We start from the raw sequence: 18,517 nt of genomic DNA on the forward strand, positions 1-18,517 counted from the left end.
GCTGCGCCTGGCTCGGTCGCCGTTCCCCGCCTGCATCGGAGCATTGCGCCGCCGTTTCCGCCAGCGCCGGCACGCGCTGGAACAGTCCGTCGCGGGCGGCCCCCTCGTGGCGGCGCCGGGCGCGCCCTATCTTGGACGCATCGTCCAGCACGCAGCCCTATCGCCATGTCCTCGTCCCGCCAACGCTACCGCATCACCGTCACCCCGATCGAAGCCGACGGGCTGCAATGCCGCGGCCGCTGCACCATCGAGTTCGAAGCGCGCTGCCAGAGCGACTGGATGCGCCTGCTGGAAGCCGCACAGCGCCAGCCCGGGCTCAGCGGCGACGAGCGCGCCGCGTTGACCGTCGGCACGCAACTGCTGCAGGGCCTGGCGCAGCGCAGCGAAGGCGACGCGCAGGCCTTGCTCGCGCCGCTGCGGCCGACGCTGGATGCGATCCTGGCGCGGTTGCAGTCCGCCGCCTGAGCCCGATCGCAAGCCGCTGCGCGGACGGCGGACCGCCGCTACACTGCGCGCATTCCGATGGAGCCTGCCGATGCGCGCCTGCTGGCCGATGCTGCTGCTGTTGCCCTGCCTGACGATCAGCTGCTCCTGCGAACGCCGCGCCGACGACGACCGCGTCGCGACGGCCACGACCGCGGCCGGTTCCGCACCCACGGCGGCCGCGGAACCGGCCAGCGCCGCCGCGCCGGACACGGCCGCCGCCTCGTCGGACACCGATTCCCGCGCCGCGCAGGCCCGGCAGCAGGCCGCCAGCACCGTGCAGCGTTACCTGGGCCTGCTGCCCGCGGCGGACCGCAGCGGCGCCGATGCGCTGTGGGTCGGCGGGCGTCCACCGCCGCGCGCGGACGACGCGGTGCTGCGCGAGATGACCGACATCCGCAGCCTGCGCATCGAGACCGACCGGCCGCAGCCGTTGGACCGCGAAGACCCGCCGCGCGCGCTGGAGGTTCCGGTGCGCCTGCGCCTGCACGGCGACGGCGGCAGCCGCCGCCTGCAGGGCTGGTACCGGGTGCGCGCGAAGATCGGCGGCGACGGCTGGGAGATCACCTCCGCCAGCCTGCAGCCGCAGTTGGATTGAAATAGCCGCTAACCGCGCATTCACCGGCCGCGGTTATGTTGGAAGCCCGATTCCGCCTGAAGCGATCCCCACGATGAAGCTCCGCTCGCTGACGTTGCGCGCCACCGCCGTCCTGCTGCTCGCCGCGGCCGCCGCACAGGCCGCACCGACGATCCAGGGTAAGCAGGTCAGCGTCGGCGCCGCCGACGTGCAGCAGTACCTGGACGGCAGCTTCCCGCAGACGCACAAGGCCCTTGGCGGGCTGCTGCTGATGACCGTGCGCGATCCCAAGCTGTCGCTGCCGCCGGGCGACCGCCTGAAGATGCAGTTCGACCTGAGCATGGCCACCGCTGGCGGCGCGCCCACCCCGGTGGGTACGGTGCTGCTGACCAGTGGCCTGCGCTACGAGCAGCAGACCCGCGGCTTCCACCTGCAGGCGCCGACCATCGACGAGTTCCACCCTGCCGCCAGCGGCGGCAAGCTCGACGCCAACACCCGCGAACTGCTCAACGCCTGGCTCGGCGACTACGCGCGCAAGGAGCCGATCTACAAGCTCGACCCGGCGCTGGCCGCGGTCATGGGCAACGTGCAGATCGAATCGGCGGCGGTGGAGAACGGCAAGCTGGTGGTGCACTTCAACCAGGACATCAGCCAGCTGGTGCCGGCGGACGCGCTGCAGGGCCAGTAAGCCTCGCTGGGCTGCGCAGGCTTGGGATCGAAACGGACCTGCAGGTCGGACCGTGGCCGAAGAAGTCGCGGCGGCGGTCCGGTCCAGGCGGCTGCGCAGCGACCGGTCCCATCGTTGATGGTGGCGGCGTCACGCGCAAACGGTTCGCAAGGCCTCGGCTAGACCGGCGAGAGACCTCGCCTGGACCGGGGGTCGCCGCTTGTGCGGATTTCGGTCGCGGCTGAAGCCGCTCCTACAAGACGCCGGCTGTGCGCCATGGGCAGGCGCGTGTGCCCCAAAGCCGGCAACGCCAGGCAAAGCCCGCTGCGGCTTCTTCCAGAAAGAACGGCGGCCCTGAGGCCGCCGCGGGTCTTCGCTGGAACGCAGCGAAGCTCAGGCCAGCGCCTTGGCCACCGCATCGGCGAAAGCGGGAATGTCGTCCGGCTTGCGGCTGGTGATCAGGTTGCCGTCCACCACCACTTCGGCGTCCTGCCAGCGTCCGCCGGCGTTGCTCAGGTCGGTCTTCACCGACGGCCACGAGGTCACCTGCCTGTCGCGCACCAGGCCGCTTTCGGCGAGCAGCCACGGGCCGTGGCAGATCGCCGCCACCGGCTTGCCGGCGCTGGCGAAGGACTGGATGAAGCGGATCGCCGACGCCTCGGTGCGCAGGTTGTCCGGATTGATCACGCCGCCGGGCAGCACCAGCGCGTCGTAGTCGCCGACGTCGGCGCCGTCCAGGCGCTTGTCGACCGGCACGCTGTCGCCCCAGTCCTTCTTGTTCCAGCCGCGGATGCTGGACGCGTCGCCGGGCGCGATCACGTCGACCTGCGCGCCCCACGACTCGAGCAGGCGCTTGGGTTCCTGCAACTCGGACTGTTCGAAACCGTCGGTGGCCAGTACCGCGACGTGCTTGCCGGCAAGGGAATGGGCTTGGCTCATTGGGGGGCTCCTGCTGACTTGGCAAAGCGCCACCCTAGGCATGGCGCGGTTCGAACCCCGTGAACCGGATGTATGCGCCGCGTCAGGCCCTGCGTCAGCGCTTGGGCTGCAGCATGGTGCCGGTGCAGTTCTTCGCGCCGCAGCGGCAGGCCCAGATCTTCTTCAACCGCGGGGTATGGCGCTCGGCCAGGGTGATGCCGTAGTTGTAGGTCAGCTCCTCGCCCGGCTTGATGTTGCGCAGCGCCTCGATCACCACCTTGTCCTTGCGCCGGTCGTCGCCTTCGGCCTCCACGATCAGCGCCTCGCAGTTCGGCGAGCAGCTGTGGTTGATCCAGCGCGCGTCGTTGCCTTCGTAGTTGGCGTCGATGACGTAGTCGTCGCTCAGGGTGAACAGGAAGGTGTGGCCGGTCTCGACGTCGCCGGCATCGTCGCGGTCCACTTCGGCGTGGCTGCGGCGGCGACCCTTGTATTCGATGACCCGCTCGCCTTTCTTGAGCGGCAGCACGGCGAATACGCCATTGCCGTGGATGCGGGACTTGCGGGCGGCGATCTTGCGGGGCATGCGGCGGTCCGTGACGGGAAAGCGACGATTCTGGCGCACATCGGCGGCGATCCCAAGCCCCGTGGCGCAGCGCCGGTCCGGGAGCGGCTCCCGGCGCAACGCTAATGTGCATGAACGGACGGCTTGGACGCAGCCGGAGCAAAAGAGTACAATTTCGGTCCGCATTGAAATCCGGTCCCACGCCATGCTCCGCGTCACCAAGCTGACCGATTACGCCACCGTCGTGCTGACCGTGCTCGCCTCGCGCGCGAGCCAAGTGCTGAGCGCGACCGAACTGGCCGAACAGTCCGGCCTGGAACCGCCCACCGTCAGCAAGCTGCTCAAGCCGCTGGCCCAGGCCGGGCTGGTCGAAGGCCTGCGCGGCGTGCACGGCGGATACCGGCTGGCGCGGCCGGCCAGCGAGATCACCCTGATCCAGATCGTCGAGGCGATGGAAGGCCCGCTGGCGATCACCGAATGCAGCCACCAGGAAAGCCAGTGCAGCATCGCGCAGAAATGCGGCGTGCGCTCCAACTGGCGGCTGATCAACGACGTGGTCGCCGACGCGCTGCGCGGCGTGACCCTGGCGCAGATGCTCCACCCCCTCTCTCCCTCCGGCGAAACCCGGCGGCGCCCGATCGCCGTCCGTTTCGCGACCACCTGACTGTAGGCAGCCCCCATGGCCACCGAAAACGCTGAAATCCTCGAACGGCTGGGACGTCGCTACGACGCCGGCTTCATCACCAACATCGAGTCCGATTCGTTCCTGCCCGGTTTGAACGAGGACGTCGTGCGCGCCCTGTCGCTGAAGAAGGACGAGCCGGAATGGATGACGCAGTGGCGCCTGGCCGCGTACCGGCACTGGCTGAAGATGCCGATGCCGCACTGGGCCAAGCTGAAGATCGCGCCGATCGATTTCCAGGCGCTGAGCTACTACTCCGCGCCGAAGGGGCCGAAGTACGCGTCGCTGGACGACGTGCCCAAGGAGCTGCTGGACACCTACGACAAGCTCGGCGTGCCGCTGCACGAGCGCGCGCGGCTGGCCGGCGTGGCGGTGGACGCGGTGTTCGACTCGGTCTCGGTCGGCACCACGTTCCGCAAGGAACTGGCCGAGAAGGGCGTGATCTTCTGCTCGATGAGCGAGGCGGTGCGCGAACATCCGGAGCTGGTCAAGCAATACCTGGGCAGCGTGGTGCCGGTCGGCGACAACTATTTCGCCGCGCTCAACTCGGCGGTGTTCTCCGACGGCAGCTTCGTGTTCATCCCCAAGGGCGTGCGTTGCCCGATGGAACTGAGCACCTATTTCCGCATCAACGCCGGCCATACCGGCCAGTTCGAGCGCACCCTGATCGTGTGCGAGGACAAGGCCTACGTGTCGTACCTGGAAGGCTGCACCGCGCCGATGCGCGACGAGAACCAGCTGCATGCGGCGGTGGTCGAGCTGGTAGCGCTGGAAGACGCGGAGATCAAGTACTCGACGGTGCAGAACTGGTATCCGGGCGACGAGGAAGGCCGCGGCGGCATCTACAACTTCGTGACCAAGCGCGGCGAATGCCGCGGCGCGCGCAGCAAGATCACCTGGACCCAGGTCGAGACCGGCTCGGCGATCACCTGGAAGTACCCGTCGTGCGTGCTGATCGGCGACGACTCGGTCGGCGAGTTCCATTCGGTGGCGCTGACCCATCACCGCCAGCAGGCCGACACCGGCACCAAGATGATCCACATCGGCAAGCGCACCAAGAGCAAGATCGTCAGCAAGGGCATCAGCGCCGGCCGCGGCCAGAACACCTACCGCGGCCTGGTCAAGGTGGAGCGCAGCGCCGAGGGCGCGCGCAACTACACCCAGTGCGATTCGCTGCTGATCGGCAAGCAGTGCGGCGCGCACACCTTCCCGTACATCGAGGTCAAGCACCCCACCGCCACGGTCGAGCACGAGGCCACCACCTCCAAGATCAGCGACGACCAGCTGTTCTATTGCCGCACCCGCGGCATCGACCAGGAGAACGCGGTGTCGATGATCGTCGACGGCTTCTGCAAGCAGGTGTTCCGCGAACTGCCGATGGAGTTCGCGGTCGAGGCCAAGAAGCTGCTCGAAGTCTCTTTGGAAGGCTCGGTCGGCTGACGCAGATTCCCTTCTCCCATCGGGAGAAGGTGGCGCGAAGCGCCGGATGAGGGTACGGGCGAAGCCTCGTGCACCTGAATTCCATGAGGCTTCGCCCGCACCCTCACCCCAACCCCTCTCCCGGCAGGAGAGGGGCTATCTACAGAATTCCGACGGACCCTCTTCATGCTCACTATCGAAAACCTCCACGCCAGCGTCGCCGGCAAAGAAATCCTCAAGGGCCTGTCGCTGGACGTGAAGCCCGGCGAAGTGCACGCCATCATGGGCCCGAATGGCGCCGGCAAGTCCACGCTGGGCAACATCCTCGCCGGCCGCGACGGCTACGAAGTGACCGAAGGCAGCGTGCGCTTCGAAGGCGCCGACCTGCTGGACCTGGAACCGGAGGAACGCGCCGCCGCCGGCCTGTTCCTGGCCTTCCAGTACCCGGTGGAGATCCCCGGCGTCAACAACACCTATTTCCTGCGCGCCGCGCTCAACGCCCAGCGCAAGGCGCGCGGCGAGGCCGAGCTGGACTCGATGCAGTTCCTGAAGCTGGTGCGGCAGAAGCTGGCCGTGCTGCACCTGAAGGACGAGCTGCTGCATCGCGGCGTCAACGAAGGCTTCTCCGGCGGCGAGAAGAAGCGCAACGAGATCTTCCAGCTGGCGGTACTGGAGCCGAAGCTGGCGATCCTCGACGAAACCGACAGCGGCCTGGACATCGACGCGCTCAAGACCGTCGCCGAAGGCGTCAACGCGCTGCGCTCGCCCGACCGTGCGTTCCTGGTCATCACCCACTACCAGCGCCTGCTCGACTACATCAAGCCGGACGTGGTGCACGTGCTGGCCGACGGCCGCATCGTGCAGACCGGCGGCGCGGAGCTGGCGCTGGAGCTGGAAGCGCACGGCTACGCCTGGTTGAAGGACCGCGTGGCGCCGGAGGCGGCGGTCCGATGAGCGCCCTGCTCGACTCCCTGACCGCCGCCTTCCACGGCGACGGCGCGCGCCGCGCGCCGCTGGAACAGGCGCTGCGCGAAGGCCTGCCCGGCCCGCGCAGCGAAGCGTGGAAATACACCTCGCTGCGCGCGCTGGAGCGGCGCAGCTTCAGCCCCGCGCCAGGCGCGGCGGCGGACGTGGACGCTTCCATCGTCGACGGCATTCCCGCGCCGCGGCTGGTGTTCGTCAACGGCCGCGCCAGCGACGCGCTGAGCGACCTGCGCGAGCTGCCGGCCGGGGTCGAACTGCAGCGCCTGTCGGCGATCCTGCGCAGCGGCGACGACGCGATGCGCTTCCTCGGCCGCCGTTTCGAGCGCAGCGACGAGGTGTTCGCCCAGCTCAACGCCGCGCTGGCCGACGAAGGCGTGGTGTTGCGGGTGGACGCCGGCGTCGCCGTGGCGCTGCCGCTGCACCTGGTGTTCGTCTCCACCGCCGGCGATGGCGACCATGCCTGGCACCATCGCCACCTGATCGAACTGCGCCAGGACGCGTCGCTGTCGCTGGTCGAGCACCACCTGCACGCCGGCGACGCGGCGCACCTGAGCAACACCCTGGCGCACGTGCACCTGGCCGCCGGCGCGCAGCTGACCCACGCGCGGGTGCAGGCCGACGCGTCCGCCATCACCGCGCTGCTGCGCACCGACGCGGTGCTGGCACGCGAAACGCAGTACCGCCGCATCGACCTGGAGCTGGGCGCGGCGCTGTCGCGGCACGAGCTCAACGTGCGCCTGGAAGGCGACAACGCGCGGCTCACCGCCAATGGCGTGCTGCTGGGCAACGGCCGCCGCCACGTCGACACGCGGCTGGGCATCGAGCACATCGCCCGCGACACCGCCTGCGAGCTGCTGTGGCGCGGCGCGGCCGCGGCGCGCAGCCGGGTGGTGTTCCATGGCGGCATCCATATCCGCCAGGGCGCCGACGGCAGCGATGCCAACCTGTCGAACAAGAACCTGCTGCTGTCGGCCGACGCCGAGATCGACACCCAGCCGGTGCTGGTGATCGACGCCGACGAGGTCAAGGCCGCGCACGGCGCCACCGTCGGCCAGCTGGACAGCAACGCGTTGTTCTACCTGCGTTCGCGCGGTCTGCCGCGCGAACGCGCGCAACAGCTGCTGACCGCCGCGTTCTGCCACGAGCCGCTGCGCGTGCTCGATGCGCCGCTGGCCGAGTTCCTGGTCGCGCGGCTGGACCAGGCGCTCGCCGCCGCGGGCGTGGCATGAGCGGCGTGGCCACCCAGGCGCAGCCGAACCAGGCGCCGGACTGGGACAAGGTGCGCACCGACTTCCCGCTGCTGATGCGGCAGGTCCACGGCAAGCCGCTGATCTATTTCGACAACGCCAATACCGGGCAGAAGCCGCTGCAGGTGATCGCCGCGCTGGACGAGTTCTACCGGCGCTACAACGCCAACGTCAGCCGCGCGGTGCATGCGCTCGGCACCGAGGCCACCGACGCCTATGAGGGCGCGCGCAACAAGCTGGCGCGCTTCCTCAACGTGCGCGCCGACGAACTGGTGCTGTGCAGCGGCACCACCTTCGCGCTCAACCTGGTGGCCTACTCGTGGGCGCTGCCGCGGCTGAAGGCCGGCGACAGCATCCTGGTGTCGCGGATGGAACACCACGCCAACATCGTGCCGTGGCAACTGGTCGCGCAGCGCACCGGCGCCACGATCAAGGTCGCCGAGATCACCGCCGACGGCGCGCTGGACCTGGACGCGCTGCGCGCGGCGATGACCCCGGACGTGAAGCTGCTGGCGCTGACCCACGTCTCCAACGTGCTGGGCACGGTCAACCCGGTGCGCGAGATCTGCCGCGAGGCGCGCAAGCGCGGCATCGTCAGCGTCATCGACGGCTCGCAGGCCGCGCCGCACCGCAAGCTGGACGTGGCCGCGATCGGCTGTGACTTCTACGCCATCACCGGGCACAAGATGTGCGGCCCCACCGGCACCGGCGCGCTGTGGGCGCGGCGCGAGCACCTGCAGGCGATGCCGCCGTTCATCGGCGGCGGCGAGATGATCAAGGAAGTCAGCTTCGACGGCACCGTATTCAACGACCCGCCGCACAAGTTCGAGGCCGGCACGCCGAACATCGCCGGCTTCGTCGGCCTGGGCGCGGCGGTGGACTACCTGACCGCGCTGGGCCTGGAACAGGTGGAAGCGCGCGAGGCCGAACTGCTGGCGCATTTCACCGAGGAACTGCAGCAGGTCGACGGTCTGCGCATCTTCGGCACCGCGCCGGGCAAGGCCGCGGTGGTGTCGTTCCTGGTCGAGGGCGCGCACGCGCACGACCTGGCCACCCTGCTCGACCTGGAAGGCGTGGCGGTGCGCTCCGGCCAGCACTGCGCGCACCCGCTGCTGCAGTTCTACGGCGTGGCCGCCACCTGCCGCGCGTCGCTGGCGTTCTACAACACGCATGCGGAGATCGAGCGCTTCGTGGCGGCGTTGCTGAAGGTGCGGAAGTTGTTGGGCTGATTTGTTCGGGACCCGGGACTCGGGACTCGGGACTCGGAAAAGCAGCACTTTGCAACCGGAGAACGGTCTGCACTGGGCACGCGCGACAATGTCGCAGGGATTCTTGAATCGAGTCCCGAGTCCCCAGTCCCGAGCCCCGTTCCCTGACATAAAATCCCCCCATGCAAACCCTAACCTTCCGCACCGCCACCGTCGACGACATCGACGCCATCGCCGCCCTGGTCACCGCCGCCTATCGTGGCGACAGCAGCCGCGTGGGCTGGACCACCGAGGCCGACCTGCTCGACGGCAACCGCATCGACCCCCAGGTGCTGCGCGAGGACATCCTGCGCCCGCGCAGCCTGGTGCTGCTGGCCGAGCGCGATGGCGAACTGGTCGCTTGCGCGCACATCGCCGACGCGCAGGGCATGGGCTACTTCGGCATGTTCTCGGTGCTGCCGCAGGCGCAGGGCGACGGCCTGGGCAAGACCGTGCTCGCCGAAGCCGAGCGCATCGCCTGGCAGGAATGGAAGCTGCCGGCGATACAGATGACGGTGATCGACCTGCGCGAGGAACTGATTGCGTTCTACGAGCGCCGCGGCTACCGCCGCACCGGCATCAAGAAGCCGTTCCCCTACGGCGACGAACGTTTCGGCACCCCCAAGCGCGACGACCTGCGCTTCGAGGTGCTGGAGAAGCCGCTGGGCGGCGCGGCATGAGCGAGGCCTGGACCTTCGTCTGCGCCGACGGCGAACTGCTGCCCGGCGAGATGAAGACGGTGTGGGACGAGGTCACCGCCACGCCGATCGTGGTGTTCAACTTCGACGGCACGTTCTACGCGCTGGAGGACCGCTGCAGCCACGAGGACTACGAACTGTCGCCGGGCAGCTTCGACCCCGCCGAGGGCAGCATCGAATGCGTGCTGCACGGCGCGCGCTTCGACATCCGCGACGGGCGCCCGCTGTGCGCCCCGGCCTACAGCCCGGTGCCCAAGTTCCCGGTCAAGTCCGAACATGGCGGGATCTGGACCCGCGACGACCGCGGCTGACAGCCTGCGCAGCGGATTGATCCAGCGCTTCCCATCCTTTCGGGACCTGAAGAGCAGCTTTTTGCGCGCCGTTCGATGACGGGAATTGCCGTCGTGTGACGCAATGTTACGAAAGGTATTGCAAATAATTCGCATTTGCGTCGAAATAGGCGGGATGACCGCATTCCGCGGCCAGAGGCAGCCAGTTCGTCTGGCGCCCGTTCGATCCAGCGGCGGCCCTGCCCTCTCACGAGCGGGTGTCCCTGGTCGCGCGGCAGTCCTCCCTCCTTTCCCGCATGGCCGAACCGTCAATGACCACCCCGATCAAGAGCCGCAAGCACGCCGCTTCCCGCCAGGTGTCCGCGCAGACCCTCACCGCCGCCGCGCTGCTGGGCGGCCTGAGCCTGCTCTCCTCCCCCGCGCTCGCCGCCGATGCCGCGGCCGCCGACCAGCCGACCACGCTCGACAAGGTCGACGTGGAGGCCCAGCGCGCCAAGCGCTACCTGGTGGAAGCGCCGGCCTCGCCGAAGTTCACCCAGCCGTTGCTCGACACGCCGCAGACGATCACCGTGATCAGCAAGGACCTGTTCACCGAACAGGGCGCCACCACGCTCACCGAGGCGCTGCGCAACAGCCCGGGCGTGGGCACCTTCTACGTCGGCGAGAACGGCAACACCACCACCGGCGATGCGATCTACATGCGCGGCTTCGACAGCTCCAGCAGCATCTTCGTCGACGGCGTGCGCGACCTCGGCTCGATCTCGCGCGACGTCTTCAACATCGAGCAGATCGAGGTCGAGAAGGGCCCGGCCGGCACCGACAACGGCCGCAGCGCGCCGACCGGCGCGATCAACCTGGTGACCAAGCAGGCGTACACCACCGACGCGGTGAGCGCGGCGCTGTCCGGCGGCACCGACGACCAGCGCCGGGTGACCGCGGACTGGAACCAGACCCTCGGCGCCAGCAGCGCGCTGCGGGTGAACGTCATGGGCCAGGACAGCGATGCGATCGGCCGCGACCACGTCAACAACAAGCGCTGGGGCGTGGCCTCGTCGCTGGGCTTCGGGCTCGACAGCGACACCCGCTATTTCCTCGACCTGCTGTACGTGAAGCAGGACAACGTGCCCGACGGCGGCGTGCCGACCCTCGGCCTGCCCGGCTACTCCTCGCCCGACCCCGCGCGTCCGTGGCTGTCCACCGCCCCGCGCGTGGACAGCGAGAACTTCTACGGCACCCGCTACGACCACGACGACGTGACCGCGAAGATGGCCACGTTCCGCTTCGAGCACGACTTCTCCGAGACGGTCAAGCTGACCAACACCGCGCGCTGGGGCCGCAACGAGCAGGACTACCTGCTGTTCGCGTTCATGCCCAACACCGCCAACCTGCGCACGCCCAACCCCGGCGACACCTCGACCTGGACCGTGGCGCGCAGCCTGCCCACGTTCAAGGACCAGCAGTACACCATCGCCACCGACCAGTTGAACCTGCGCGTGGACTTCGCCACCGGCGCGGTGCGGCACAACCTCAGCACCGGCGTGGAAGTCGCGCGCGAGGAACTGGAGAGCTGGGGCCACAACATCGTCGGCCGCGCCGCCTGGCTGGCCGCCAACCCGGCCAACGTCTACGCCCCGGACTGGAACACCACGCCGCTGGCGACCGCGCGCAACGGCGCCCACAGCAAGGGCACCACCACCACGTTCTCGGCCTACGCCTTCGACACGCTGAAGTTCGGTGAGAGTTTCCTGCTGACCGCCGGCGTGCGCGTGGACCGCTACGAGACCGACTTCGAGAGCCTGACCTGCACCACCGCCACGGCCACCGCCGTGCCCTGCACCACCGCGGTCGGCGTGGACACCGAGGTCTCCGACACGTTGTTCAGCTGGAAGCTCGGCGCGGTCTACAAGGCGGCCGACAACATCAGCCTGTACGCCAACTACGCGACCTCGCAGCAGCCGCCCGGCGGCAGTTCGCTGGAGCTGAGCGCATCGGCCAACAACGCCAACAACCCCACCTTCGACCCGCAGAAGGCCAAGACCGCCGAGGTCGGCACCAAGTGGAACTTCCTCGGCGACGACCTGTTCGTGACCATGGCGCTGTTCCGCACCGACGTCACCAATGAGATCGCGCAGGGCAGCGACGGGCTCTTCTACCAGAGCGGCGAGAAGCGGGTGCAGGGCGTGGAGCTGTCAGCGGTGGGCAAGCTCAGCGACAACTGGTCGGTCTCCGCCGGCTACACCAAGCTGGACGCGCAGGTGAAGGAAGGCGCCAACGTGTCGCAGGATGGCAGCCGGGATCTGGCCTATACGCCGGACAGCGCGTTCACCGCGTGGAGCACCTACACCCTGCCGTTCGGCCTGACCGTCGGCGGCGGCGCACGCTACTCCGGCGAAATGAAGCGCGGCACCGACGGCGCGGTGGGCACGCCGGCGTTCGTGAAGTCGTATACCGTATGGGACGCGGTGCTGAGCTATCCCATCAACGACCACTTCGATCTGCGCCTGAACGTGTACAACGTGTTCGACAAGGACTACGTCGCCGGTATCAACAAGAGCGGCTTCCGCTACACGCCCGGCGCCCCGCGCTCGGCGCTGCTGACCGCCAACCTCAAGTTCTGACCGCGGCTTCGCCACCGACGGGCATGGCCGCCTTCCCCGCCGGAAGGCGGCCATTGCCGGAGCGCCCCATGCTGCTGCACATCCCCGACATCCTGAGCGCCGACGAAGTGGCGCGCATGCGCCAGGCGCTCGACGGCGCCGACTGGACCGACGGCCGCGAGACGGTCGGCGCGCAGGGCGCGCAGGTCAAGCGCAACCTGCAGTTGCCCGACGCCTCGCCGCTGAAGCACGAACTCGGTAAGGCGGTGCTCAACGCGCTGGCGCGCAGCCCGCTGTACTTCGCCGCGGCATTGCCGCTGCGCACGATCCCGCCACGCTTCAACCGCTACGAGGGCGGCGGCGAATACGGCTTCCACGTCGATGGCGCGGTGATGACCCTGGCGGCCACCGCCACCCAGCCGGCGCTGACCCTGCGCACCGACATCTCCTGCACCCTGTTCCTGTCCGCGCCGCAGGACTACGATGGCGGCGAACTGGTCGTCAGCGACACCTACGGCGAGCACGAAGTGAAACTGCCGGCCGGCGACCTGATCCTGTATCCGTCCAGCAGCCTGCACCGCGTGCTCCCGGTCACCCGCGGCGCGCGGCTGGCCTCGTTCTTCTGGGTACAGAGCCTGGTGCGCGACGCCGGCCGCCGGCAGCTGCTGTTGGAACTGGACACCTCGATCCAGGCGCTGACCGCGACCAGCGCCGACAGCGCATCGCTGCTGCGGCTGACCAACGTCTACCACAACCTGCTGCGCGACTGGTCCGAGACCTGACCCGCCGCGGCGGCGTATCCGGCGCCGGGGCGTTTCCGACCGCAACGGCGCGCAGGCCGCCTGCCGCAGCGCCCGGCCGCAATTGCGACTAATTCTCATCTATGTAGAATGCAAACCGCCCTCGCCCACTCGACTGCCGCGTTGTCCGACTCCTCCTCTCCCGATCCGGCCACGGCGCAGCAGCGCCGCGGCTTCTGGCTGCGCACGCTGCACCAGTGGCACTGGATCAGTTCGGCGGTGTGCCTGGTCGGCATGCTGGCGTTCGCCGCCACCGGGCTCACCCTCAACCACGCCGCACGCATCGAGGCCAGCCCGCAGGTGCTCAACCGCACCGCGCAACTGCCGGCCTCGCTGCTGCCGCGGCTCGGCGCGCGCGCCGACGGCCAGGCGCCGTTGCCGCGCCCGGTGTCGGCATGGCTGGAACGCGAGCTGGGGCTGGGCATCGGCCGGCGCGAGGCGGAATGGTCAGCCGAGGAGGTCTACCTGGCGATGCCCGGCCCCGGCACCGACGCATGGCTGAGCATCGACCGCGGCAGCGGCGCGGTGGAATACGAGCGCACCGAGCGCGGCTGGATCTCCTATTTCAACGACCTGCACAAGGGCCGCAACGCCGGCCCGGCCTGGGGCTGGTTCATCGACGTGTTCGCGGTGGCCTGCACCGTGTTCTGCATCACCGGCCTGTTCCTGCTGCAGCTGCACGCGCGGCAGCGGCGGCTGACCTGGCCGCTGGTCGGACTGGGGCTGCTGATCCCGCTGCTGATCGCCCTGCTGCTGATCCATTGACCCTTCCTGCCCACCCACGGAGACCCGCATGCGCGCCACCTTGACCATCGCCCTGAGCGGCCTGCTGACGATGCCGGCCTACGCGGCCACGCTGGAGCTAGAGGTAGAGATCCCCAAGCTCAACGTCGCCGAATACCACCGCCCCTATGTCGCGATCTGGGTGGAAGGCGCCGACCAGCAGGTCGCGCGCAACCTGGCGGTCTGGTACCAGTCCAAGGACAGCGCAGAAGGCCACGGCACCAAGTGGCTGCCGGACCTGCGACAGTGGTGGCGGCGCAGCGGGCGCACGCTGCAGATGCCGGTGGACGGCGTCAGCGGCCCGACCCGCCCGGCCGGCAAGCACGCGCTGGCGTTCACCGACGCGCAGCAGCTCAAGGGCCTGGCGCCGGGCCAGTACACGCTGGTGGTCGAGGCCGCGCGCGAAGTCGGCGGCCGCGAACTGCTGAAGATCCCCTTCGCCTGGCCGGCCAGGACCGCGCAGTCGGGCAAGGCCCAGGGCAGCAGCGAACTCGGCGCGGTCAGCCTGACCGCCAAGCCGTGAAACCCCCATTCCCCAGGAGCACCCGGATGATGAAGCGTTCCCTCGTACTGGCCGTGGCGATCGCCGCCGCGCTGCCGTTCTCCGCCCTCGCCCACAAGCTGTGGCTGCTGCCGTCGCAGACCGTCGTCGCCGGCACCCAGCCGTGGATCACCGTGGACGCGGCGGTCTCCAACGACCTGTTCTACTTCAACCACGTGCCGCTGCGCCTGGACAACCTGGCCATCACCGCGCCCGACGGCAGCGCCGTGCAGGCGCAGAACCCGGCCACCGGCAAGTTCCGCAGCGTGTTCGACGTGGAGCTGAAGCAGGCCGGCACCTACCGCCTGGCGCTGGTCAACAACGGGCTGTTCGCCAACTGGACCGAGAACGGCCAGCGCAAGCGCTGGCGCGGCAACGCCGCCGGCTTCGCCAGCGAAGTGCCGAAGAACGCGCAGGGCCTGGAAGTGACGCAGTCGCTCGGCCGGGTGGAGACCTTCGTCACCAACGGCGCGCCGAACCAGACCGCGCTCACCCCCAGCGGCCAGGGCCTGGAACTGGTGCCGGTGACCCACCCCAACGACCTGTTCGCCGGCGAGAAGGCCTCGTTCAAGCTGCAGATCGACGGCAAGCCGGCGGCCGGGCTGGCGGTGGAGATCGTGCGCGGCGGCACGCGCTATCGCAACGGCCAGGACGAGATCAAGCTCACCACCGATGCGCAGGGCGGTTTCAGCGTGACCTGGCCGGAAGCGGGCATGTACTGGCTGGAAACCGCCAGCGAGGATGCCAAGACCTCGCTGCCGCAGGCCAAGCAGCGCCGGCTCAGCTACGTGGCGACGCTGGAAGTGCTGCCGCAGTGACGCCGGCGCGGGCCAGCGGCGGACCGCGCGCCACCGCCGGATACGCGGCGATGGCGGCGAGTGCCGCCGCGCGCGCGGCCGGCGTGCGGCGGCGCGCCGATGCGCGCTGGATGATCGTGCTGGCTGGCGGCGTGGCCGTGCATCCGCTGCGCATCGGGCGTGGCGTGGAGCGGCGATGACGCCTGCGTCCACCCCCGTCGCGGCCGACGCCGATACCGAGATCGCCACACTCGGCGGGCAGACCATGGGCACCACCTGGAGCGCCAGGCTGGTCGTGCGCCGGCGGCGCGACCTGCACCCGCTGCATGCGGCGGTCCAGGCGCAGCTGGACCGGGTGGTCGCGCAGATGAGTACCTGGGAACCGGACTCGGACATCAGCCGCTACAACCGCGCCGCGCCCGGCAGCGCGCAGCCGCTGCCGGGCGAGTTCGGCGATGTGCTGCGCTGCGCGCTGGACGTGGCCCGGCGCAGCGACGGCGCGTTCGACCCGACGGTCGGCCGCTTGGTGGCGCTGTGGGGGTTCGGCGCCGGTGCCGCCGCGCAGCGCGTGCCGCAGGCCGAAGAAACCAGCCGGGCCCGCGCCACCGCCGGCTGGCGGCGGCTGCACTGGGAGGCCGGCGAGGCAATGCTGCGCCAGCCCGGCGGCCTGCAGCTCGACCTGTCGGCGATCGCCAAGGGCTATGGCGTGGACCGTGCCGCCGCCGCGCTGCGCGAACACGGCGTCGCCGGCGCGCTGGTCGAGGTCGGCGGCGAACTGTTCGGCTACGGGCGCAAGCCCGACGGCGAGCCGTGGCGGGTACTGGTCGAATCGGCGCCGGACGAGGACGCACGGGCGCCGACGCCGCCCAGGGTGATCGCGCTCGACGGCCTGGCGGTCGCCACCTCGGGCGACCGCTGGCACCGCTTCGAGCAGGACGGCAGGCGCTACAGCCATACCCTGGATCCGCGCACCGGCGCGCCGGTCGCCGCGGCGCCCGCTGCGGTCAGCGTCGTCGCCGGAGATGCCATGCATGCCGATGCATGGGCGACCGCACTGACCGTTCTCGGCGCGGACGCCGGCCTGGCCTGCGCCGAGCGCGAGCAGCTGGCGGTGCGTTTCCTGCTGCGCGAGGACGGCGGCGTGCAGGAACGGATGAGCGCGGCCTTCGCGCGCCTGCTCGACGCATGAACCGGCCGGCCTCGCCACGCCCGCGCCGCGGCTGGAACGCGCTCGGGCAGTTCGCGGTGATCGTCCTGCTTGCGGCGATCGCCTACGCGCTGTTGCGGCTGCATCCGCAACCGTGGTGGAACGGCGCGCCGCCGCGGCAGCGCAGCGTGCTGGCCGCGCTGGCGCTGGCGCTCTACGCCGCCGGCTGCCTGGGCCTGTGGTGGCGCACACGCGAGCGCCGGCACGGCGCGGATCGCGCGGGCGGCACCCCGCTGCTGCTGGCCTGGGCCAGCCAGACCGGCTTCGCCCAGCAGATCGCCCTGCGCAGCGCCGACGCGCTGCGCGCGGCCGGCCAGGCGGTGCGGGTGCTGCCGTTGCACAAGGTCGGTAGCGGCGATCTGGCCGACGCCACCCAGGCCCTGTTCGTGGTCAGCACCACCGGCGAAGGCGATGCGCCCGACCACGCGCTGCCGTTCGTGCGCCAGGTGATGGCGCACGAACTGGCGCTGCCGCAGCTGCGCTATGCGGTGCTGGCGTTGGGCGACCGCAGCTACGACCGCTACGCCGCGTTCGGCCGGCGCCTGGACACATGGCTGCGCCAGCAGGACGCGCATCCGCTGTTCGACCGCGTCGAGGTGGACAACGCCGACGACGCCGCGCTGCGCCACTGGCAACAGTTGCTCGGACAGCTTGCCGGCGGCAGCGAACAACCGGACTGGAGCCCGCCGGTCTACCAGCACTGGCGCCTGCTGCAGCGCCGCCAGCTCAATCCGGGCAGCGTCGGCGCGGCGGTGTTCCAGCTCGCGCTGGCCCCGGCCGACGGCGCGTTGCCGGCATGGGAGGCCGGAGACCTGGTCGAGATCGGCCCCTGCCACGGCGCCGCCGACGTCGACGCATGGTTGCGGGCCGCCGGCCTGGACGGCGAAACCCCGCTGCAGCGCGCAGGGCAAGCGCCGGACACGCTGGCGGCGTCGCTCGCGCGCAGCCATCTGCCCGATCCGGCGCAGGCGCGCGGCCTCGCGCCCGACGCGCTGCGCGCGCAGTTGCACCCGCTGCCCCATCGCGAATATTCGATCGCCTCGATGCCGAGCGACGGTGCGCTGCAGCTGCTGGTGCGCCGCACCGTCCGCAGCGACGGCGCGCCGGGCCTGGCCAGCGGCTGGCTGTGCGATGCGGCGCCGATCGGCGGCCCGATCGCGCTGCGCCTGCGCAGCAATCCGAATTTCCACGCGCCCGAACCCGCGCGGCCGTTGATCCTGATCGGCAACGGCACCGGCGTGGCCGGCCTGCGCGCGCACCTGCGCGCGCGCATCGATGCCGGCGCCACGCGCAACTGGCTGCTCTACGGCGAACGCCACGCCGCGCACGACGACCACTACGGCGAGGAACTGCGCCGCTGGCATGCGCAAGGCGCGCTGCAACGGCTGGACGCGGTGTTCTCGCGCGACGGCGGCGCGCATCGCTACGTGCAGGACGCGCTGCGTGCCGCCGCGCCGGCACTGCAGGACTGGGTCGCGCAAGGCGCGGCGATCTACGTGTGCGGCAGCCTGCGCGGCATGGCGCCCGGCGTGGACGCGGTCCTGGAGGACGTGCTCGGCCGCCTGGGCAAGGAAGCGCTGCTGCTGGAAGGCCGCTACCGGCGCGACGTGTACTGAAGGCCGGCGGGCGGCAAGGCCGGTATATCCCCGCGCCCGCGCGAGCCGGTCCTGCATCGAGCGCAAACCCGACATCCGGCCGGGCAGACCTTCGACGCAACGCGCGGATGCATGGAGAGCCTTCAGTCCCCACGGCTCGTACCGCCCGTCGGGGCTGAAGTCCCTCCCACCCATGCCAGGAAAGCACGATCGCGGCAATCCATCGGTCCGGAACAGCGGCGCCGCCGCTGCCTGCTGCGCGCCTGGCGAAACATTCCCGGTGGTCGCTGCGGCACTGGCCCAGCGCAACTTCGCCAGCAACGCACGCCGGCTGCGTGCCGTTATGACGGCTTGAACTGGACGTTCGAACTGGAACCGTCCGCCTGCGGCCACCACGGTGCCCGAAGCACCGAACCTGCCACC

At 70.2% G+C, this 18,517-nt stretch carries 20 protein-coding genes; 18 read left to right on the top strand and 2 right to left on the bottom strand.

From position 1 onward, the window contains the following. Positions 1-165 precede the first annotated feature (165 nt). From JR065_RS03915 to JR065_RS03925, 3 genes are all read left to right on the top strand, one after another. Positions 166-465, top strand: a complete 300-nt coding sequence (locus JR065_RS03915) for a DUF3861 family protein (RefSeq protein ID WP_206232291.1) — start codon at positions 166-168, stop codon at positions 463-465. A gap of 70 nt (positions 466-535) precedes the next feature. Then, complete coding sequence (locus JR065_RS21415; protein ID WP_241093364.1) at positions 536-1,081, top strand: hypothetical protein; 546 nt, start codon at positions 536-538, stop codon at positions 1,079-1,081. 73 nt (positions 1,082-1,154) lie between these two features. After that, positions 1,155-1,748 carry a DUF1439 domain-containing protein gene (locus JR065_RS03925; protein ID WP_206232293.1) on the top strand — a complete coding sequence of 198 codons (594 nt, stop codon included), beginning with the start codon at positions 1,155-1,157 and terminating at the stop codon, positions 1,746-1,748. A gap of 372 nt (positions 1,749-2,120) precedes the next feature. Here the strand turns inward: JR065_RS03925 and JR065_RS03930 are convergent, their stop codons facing one another. Both JR065_RS03930 and JR065_RS03935 read right to left on the bottom strand, forming a co-directional pair. Beyond that, the gene (locus tag JR065_RS03930; RefSeq protein WP_206232294.1) at positions 2,121-2,666 is read right to left on the bottom strand and encodes a type 1 glutamine amidotransferase domain-containing protein; all 546 of its coding nucleotides are present in this window, start codon (positions 2,664-2,666) and stop codon (positions 2,121-2,123) included. 94 nt (positions 2,667-2,760) lie between these two features. Continuing rightward, complete coding sequence (locus JR065_RS03935) at positions 2,761-3,228, bottom strand: SET domain-containing protein (protein WP_206232296.1); 468 nt, start codon at positions 3,226-3,228, stop codon at positions 2,761-2,763. Positions 3,229-3,412: 184 nt separating this feature from the next. Between JR065_RS03935 and JR065_RS03940 the strand changes: the two genes are divergently transcribed. The 15 genes from JR065_RS03940 to JR065_RS04005 all read left to right on the top strand — a co-directional run bounded on the left by JR065_RS03940 (position 3,413) and on the right by JR065_RS04005 (position 18,115). Further along, positions 3,413-3,871: an SUF system Fe-S cluster assembly regulator gene (locus JR065_RS03940; protein WP_206232298.1), complete on the top strand. Its 459-nt coding sequence runs from the start codon at positions 3,413-3,415 to the stop codon at positions 3,869-3,871. Between the two features lie 15 nt (positions 3,872-3,886). Beyond that, positions 3,887-5,329 carry a Fe-S cluster assembly protein SufB gene (gene sufB / locus JR065_RS03945; RefSeq protein ID WP_206232299.1) on the top strand — a complete coding sequence of 481 codons (1,443 nt, stop codon included), beginning with the start codon at positions 3,887-3,889 and terminating at the stop codon, positions 5,327-5,329. A gap of 165 nt (positions 5,330-5,494) precedes the next feature. Further along, positions 5,495-6,262 (top strand): Fe-S cluster assembly ATPase SufC, encoded by a 768-nt coding sequence (gene sufC / locus JR065_RS03950; protein WP_206232301.1) that lies wholly within the window; start codon positions 5,495-5,497, stop codon positions 6,260-6,262. Next, the gene (gene sufD / locus JR065_RS03955) at positions 6,259-7,521 is read left to right on the top strand and encodes a Fe-S cluster assembly protein SufD (protein WP_206232302.1); all 1,263 of its coding nucleotides are present in this window, start codon (positions 6,259-6,261) and stop codon (positions 7,519-7,521) included. Before sufC ends, sufD begins: the two co-directional genes overlap by 4 nt. After that, positions 7,518-8,768, top strand: a complete 1,251-nt coding sequence (locus tag JR065_RS03960; RefSeq protein WP_206232304.1) for a cysteine desulfurase — start codon at positions 7,518-7,520, stop codon at positions 8,766-8,768. The genes sufD and JR065_RS03960 overlap by 4 nt, the downstream gene beginning before the upstream one ends. 161 nt (positions 8,769-8,929) lie before the next feature. After that, positions 8,930-9,466: a GNAT family N-acetyltransferase gene (locus tag JR065_RS03965; protein WP_206232305.1), complete on the top strand. Its 537-nt coding sequence runs from the start codon at positions 8,930-8,932 to the stop codon at positions 9,464-9,466. Next, positions 9,463-9,795, top strand: a complete 333-nt coding sequence (locus JR065_RS03970) for a non-heme iron oxygenase ferredoxin subunit (protein WP_206232307.1) — start codon at positions 9,463-9,465, stop codon at positions 9,793-9,795. The genes JR065_RS03965 and JR065_RS03970 overlap by 4 nt, the downstream gene beginning before the upstream one ends. Before the next feature lie 290 nt (positions 9,796-10,085). Then, complete coding sequence (locus JR065_RS03975) at positions 10,086-12,392, top strand: catecholate siderophore receptor Fiu (RefSeq protein ID WP_206232308.1); 2,307 nt, start codon at positions 10,086-10,088, stop codon at positions 12,390-12,392. 68 nt (positions 12,393-12,460) lie between these two features. Further along, entirely contained in the window at positions 12,461-13,153 is a 693-nt protein-coding gene (locus tag JR065_RS03980; RefSeq protein ID WP_206232311.1) for a Fe2+-dependent dioxygenase, read from the top strand. Positions 13,154-13,261: 108 nt separating this feature from the next. Further along, positions 13,262-13,936: a PepSY-associated TM helix domain-containing protein gene (locus JR065_RS03985; protein WP_206232313.1), complete on the top strand. Its 675-nt coding sequence runs from the start codon at positions 13,262-13,264 to the stop codon at positions 13,934-13,936. Between the two features lie 28 nt (positions 13,937-13,964). Continuing rightward, positions 13,965-14,477 (top strand): DUF2271 domain-containing protein, encoded by a 513-nt coding sequence (locus JR065_RS03990; protein ID WP_206232315.1) that lies wholly within the window; start codon positions 13,965-13,967, stop codon positions 14,475-14,477. Positions 14,478-14,506: 29 nt separating this feature from the next. Beyond that, positions 14,507-15,313 (top strand): DUF4198 domain-containing protein, encoded by an 807-nt coding sequence (locus tag JR065_RS03995; protein WP_206232317.1) that lies wholly within the window; start codon positions 14,507-14,509, stop codon positions 15,311-15,313. 50 nt (positions 15,314-15,363) lie between these two features. Then, positions 15,364-15,492: a hypothetical protein gene (locus JR065_RS21675; RefSeq protein WP_277420123.1), complete on the top strand. Its 129-nt coding sequence runs from the start codon at positions 15,364-15,366 to the stop codon at positions 15,490-15,492. Next, positions 15,489-16,481, top strand: coding sequence for an FAD:protein FMN transferase (locus JR065_RS04000; RefSeq protein ID WP_206232319.1), 993 nt, complete (start codon positions 15,489-15,491; stop codon positions 16,479-16,481). Before JR065_RS21675 ends, JR065_RS04000 begins: the two co-directional genes overlap by 4 nt. Further along, the gene (locus tag JR065_RS04005; RefSeq protein WP_206232320.1) at positions 16,478-18,115 is read left to right on the top strand and encodes a sulfite reductase subunit alpha; all 1,638 of its coding nucleotides are present in this window, start codon (positions 16,478-16,480) and stop codon (positions 18,113-18,115) included. Before JR065_RS04000 ends, JR065_RS04005 begins: the two co-directional genes overlap by 4 nt. Positions 18,116-18,517: the final 402 nt, after the last annotated feature.

It is taken from the genome of Xanthomonas sp. (assembly GCF_017163755.1).
Taxonomy (GTDB): domain Bacteria; phylum Pseudomonadota; class Gammaproteobacteria; order Xanthomonadales; family Xanthomonadaceae; genus Xanthomonas_A.

Coding starts and splice junctions, on each gene's coding strand:
- JR065_RS03915 (WP_206232291.1), top strand. CDS start 166: ATGTCCTCGTCCCGCCAACGCTACCGCATCACCGTCACCCCGATCGAA.
- JR065_RS21415 (WP_241093364.1), top strand. CDS start 536: ATGCGCGCCTGCTGGCCGATGCTGCTGCTGTTGCCCTGCCTGACGATC.
- JR065_RS03925 (WP_206232293.1), top strand. CDS start 1,155: ATGAAGCTCCGCTCGCTGACGTTGCGCGCCACCGCCGTCCTGCTGCTC.
- JR065_RS03930 (WP_206232294.1), bottom strand. CDS start 2,666: ATGAGCCAAGCCCATTCCCTTGCCGGCAAGCACGTCGCGGTACTGGCC.
- JR065_RS03935 (WP_206232296.1), bottom strand. CDS start 3,228: ATGCCCCGCAAGATCGCCGCCCGCAAGTCCCGCATCCACGGCAATGGC.
- JR065_RS03940 (WP_206232298.1), top strand. CDS start 3,413: ATGCTCCGCGTCACCAAGCTGACCGATTACGCCACCGTCGTGCTGACC.
- sufB (WP_206232299.1), top strand. CDS start 3,887: ATGGCCACCGAAAACGCTGAAATCCTCGAACGGCTGGGACGTCGCTAC.
- sufC (WP_206232301.1), top strand. CDS start 5,495: ATGCTCACTATCGAAAACCTCCACGCCAGCGTCGCCGGCAAAGAAATC.
- sufD (WP_206232302.1), top strand. CDS start 6,259: ATGAGCGCCCTGCTCGACTCCCTGACCGCCGCCTTCCACGGCGACGGC.
- JR065_RS03960 (WP_206232304.1), top strand. CDS start 7,518: ATGAGCGGCGTGGCCACCCAGGCGCAGCCGAACCAGGCGCCGGACTGG.
- JR065_RS03965 (WP_206232305.1), top strand. CDS start 8,930: ATGCAAACCCTAACCTTCCGCACCGCCACCGTCGACGACATCGACGCC.
- JR065_RS03970 (WP_206232307.1), top strand. CDS start 9,463: ATGAGCGAGGCCTGGACCTTCGTCTGCGCCGACGGCGAACTGCTGCCC.
- JR065_RS03975 (WP_206232308.1), top strand. CDS start 10,086: ATGACCACCCCGATCAAGAGCCGCAAGCACGCCGCTTCCCGCCAGGTG.
- JR065_RS03980 (WP_206232311.1), top strand. CDS start 12,461: ATGCTGCTGCACATCCCCGACATCCTGAGCGCCGACGAAGTGGCGCGC.
- JR065_RS03985 (WP_206232313.1), top strand. CDS start 13,262: ATGCAAACCGCCCTCGCCCACTCGACTGCCGCGTTGTCCGACTCCTCC.
- JR065_RS03990 (WP_206232315.1), top strand. CDS start 13,965: ATGCGCGCCACCTTGACCATCGCCCTGAGCGGCCTGCTGACGATGCCG.
- JR065_RS03995 (WP_206232317.1), top strand. CDS start 14,507: ATGAAGCGTTCCCTCGTACTGGCCGTGGCGATCGCCGCCGCGCTGCCG.
- JR065_RS21675 (WP_277420123.1), top strand. CDS start 15,364: ATGGCGGCGAGTGCCGCCGCGCGCGCGGCCGGCGTGCGGCGGCGCGCC.
- JR065_RS04000 (WP_206232319.1), top strand. CDS start 15,489: ATGACGCCTGCGTCCACCCCCGTCGCGGCCGACGCCGATACCGAGATC.
- JR065_RS04005 (WP_206232320.1), top strand. CDS start 16,478: ATGAACCGGCCGGCCTCGCCACGCCCGCGCCGCGGCTGGAACGCGCTC.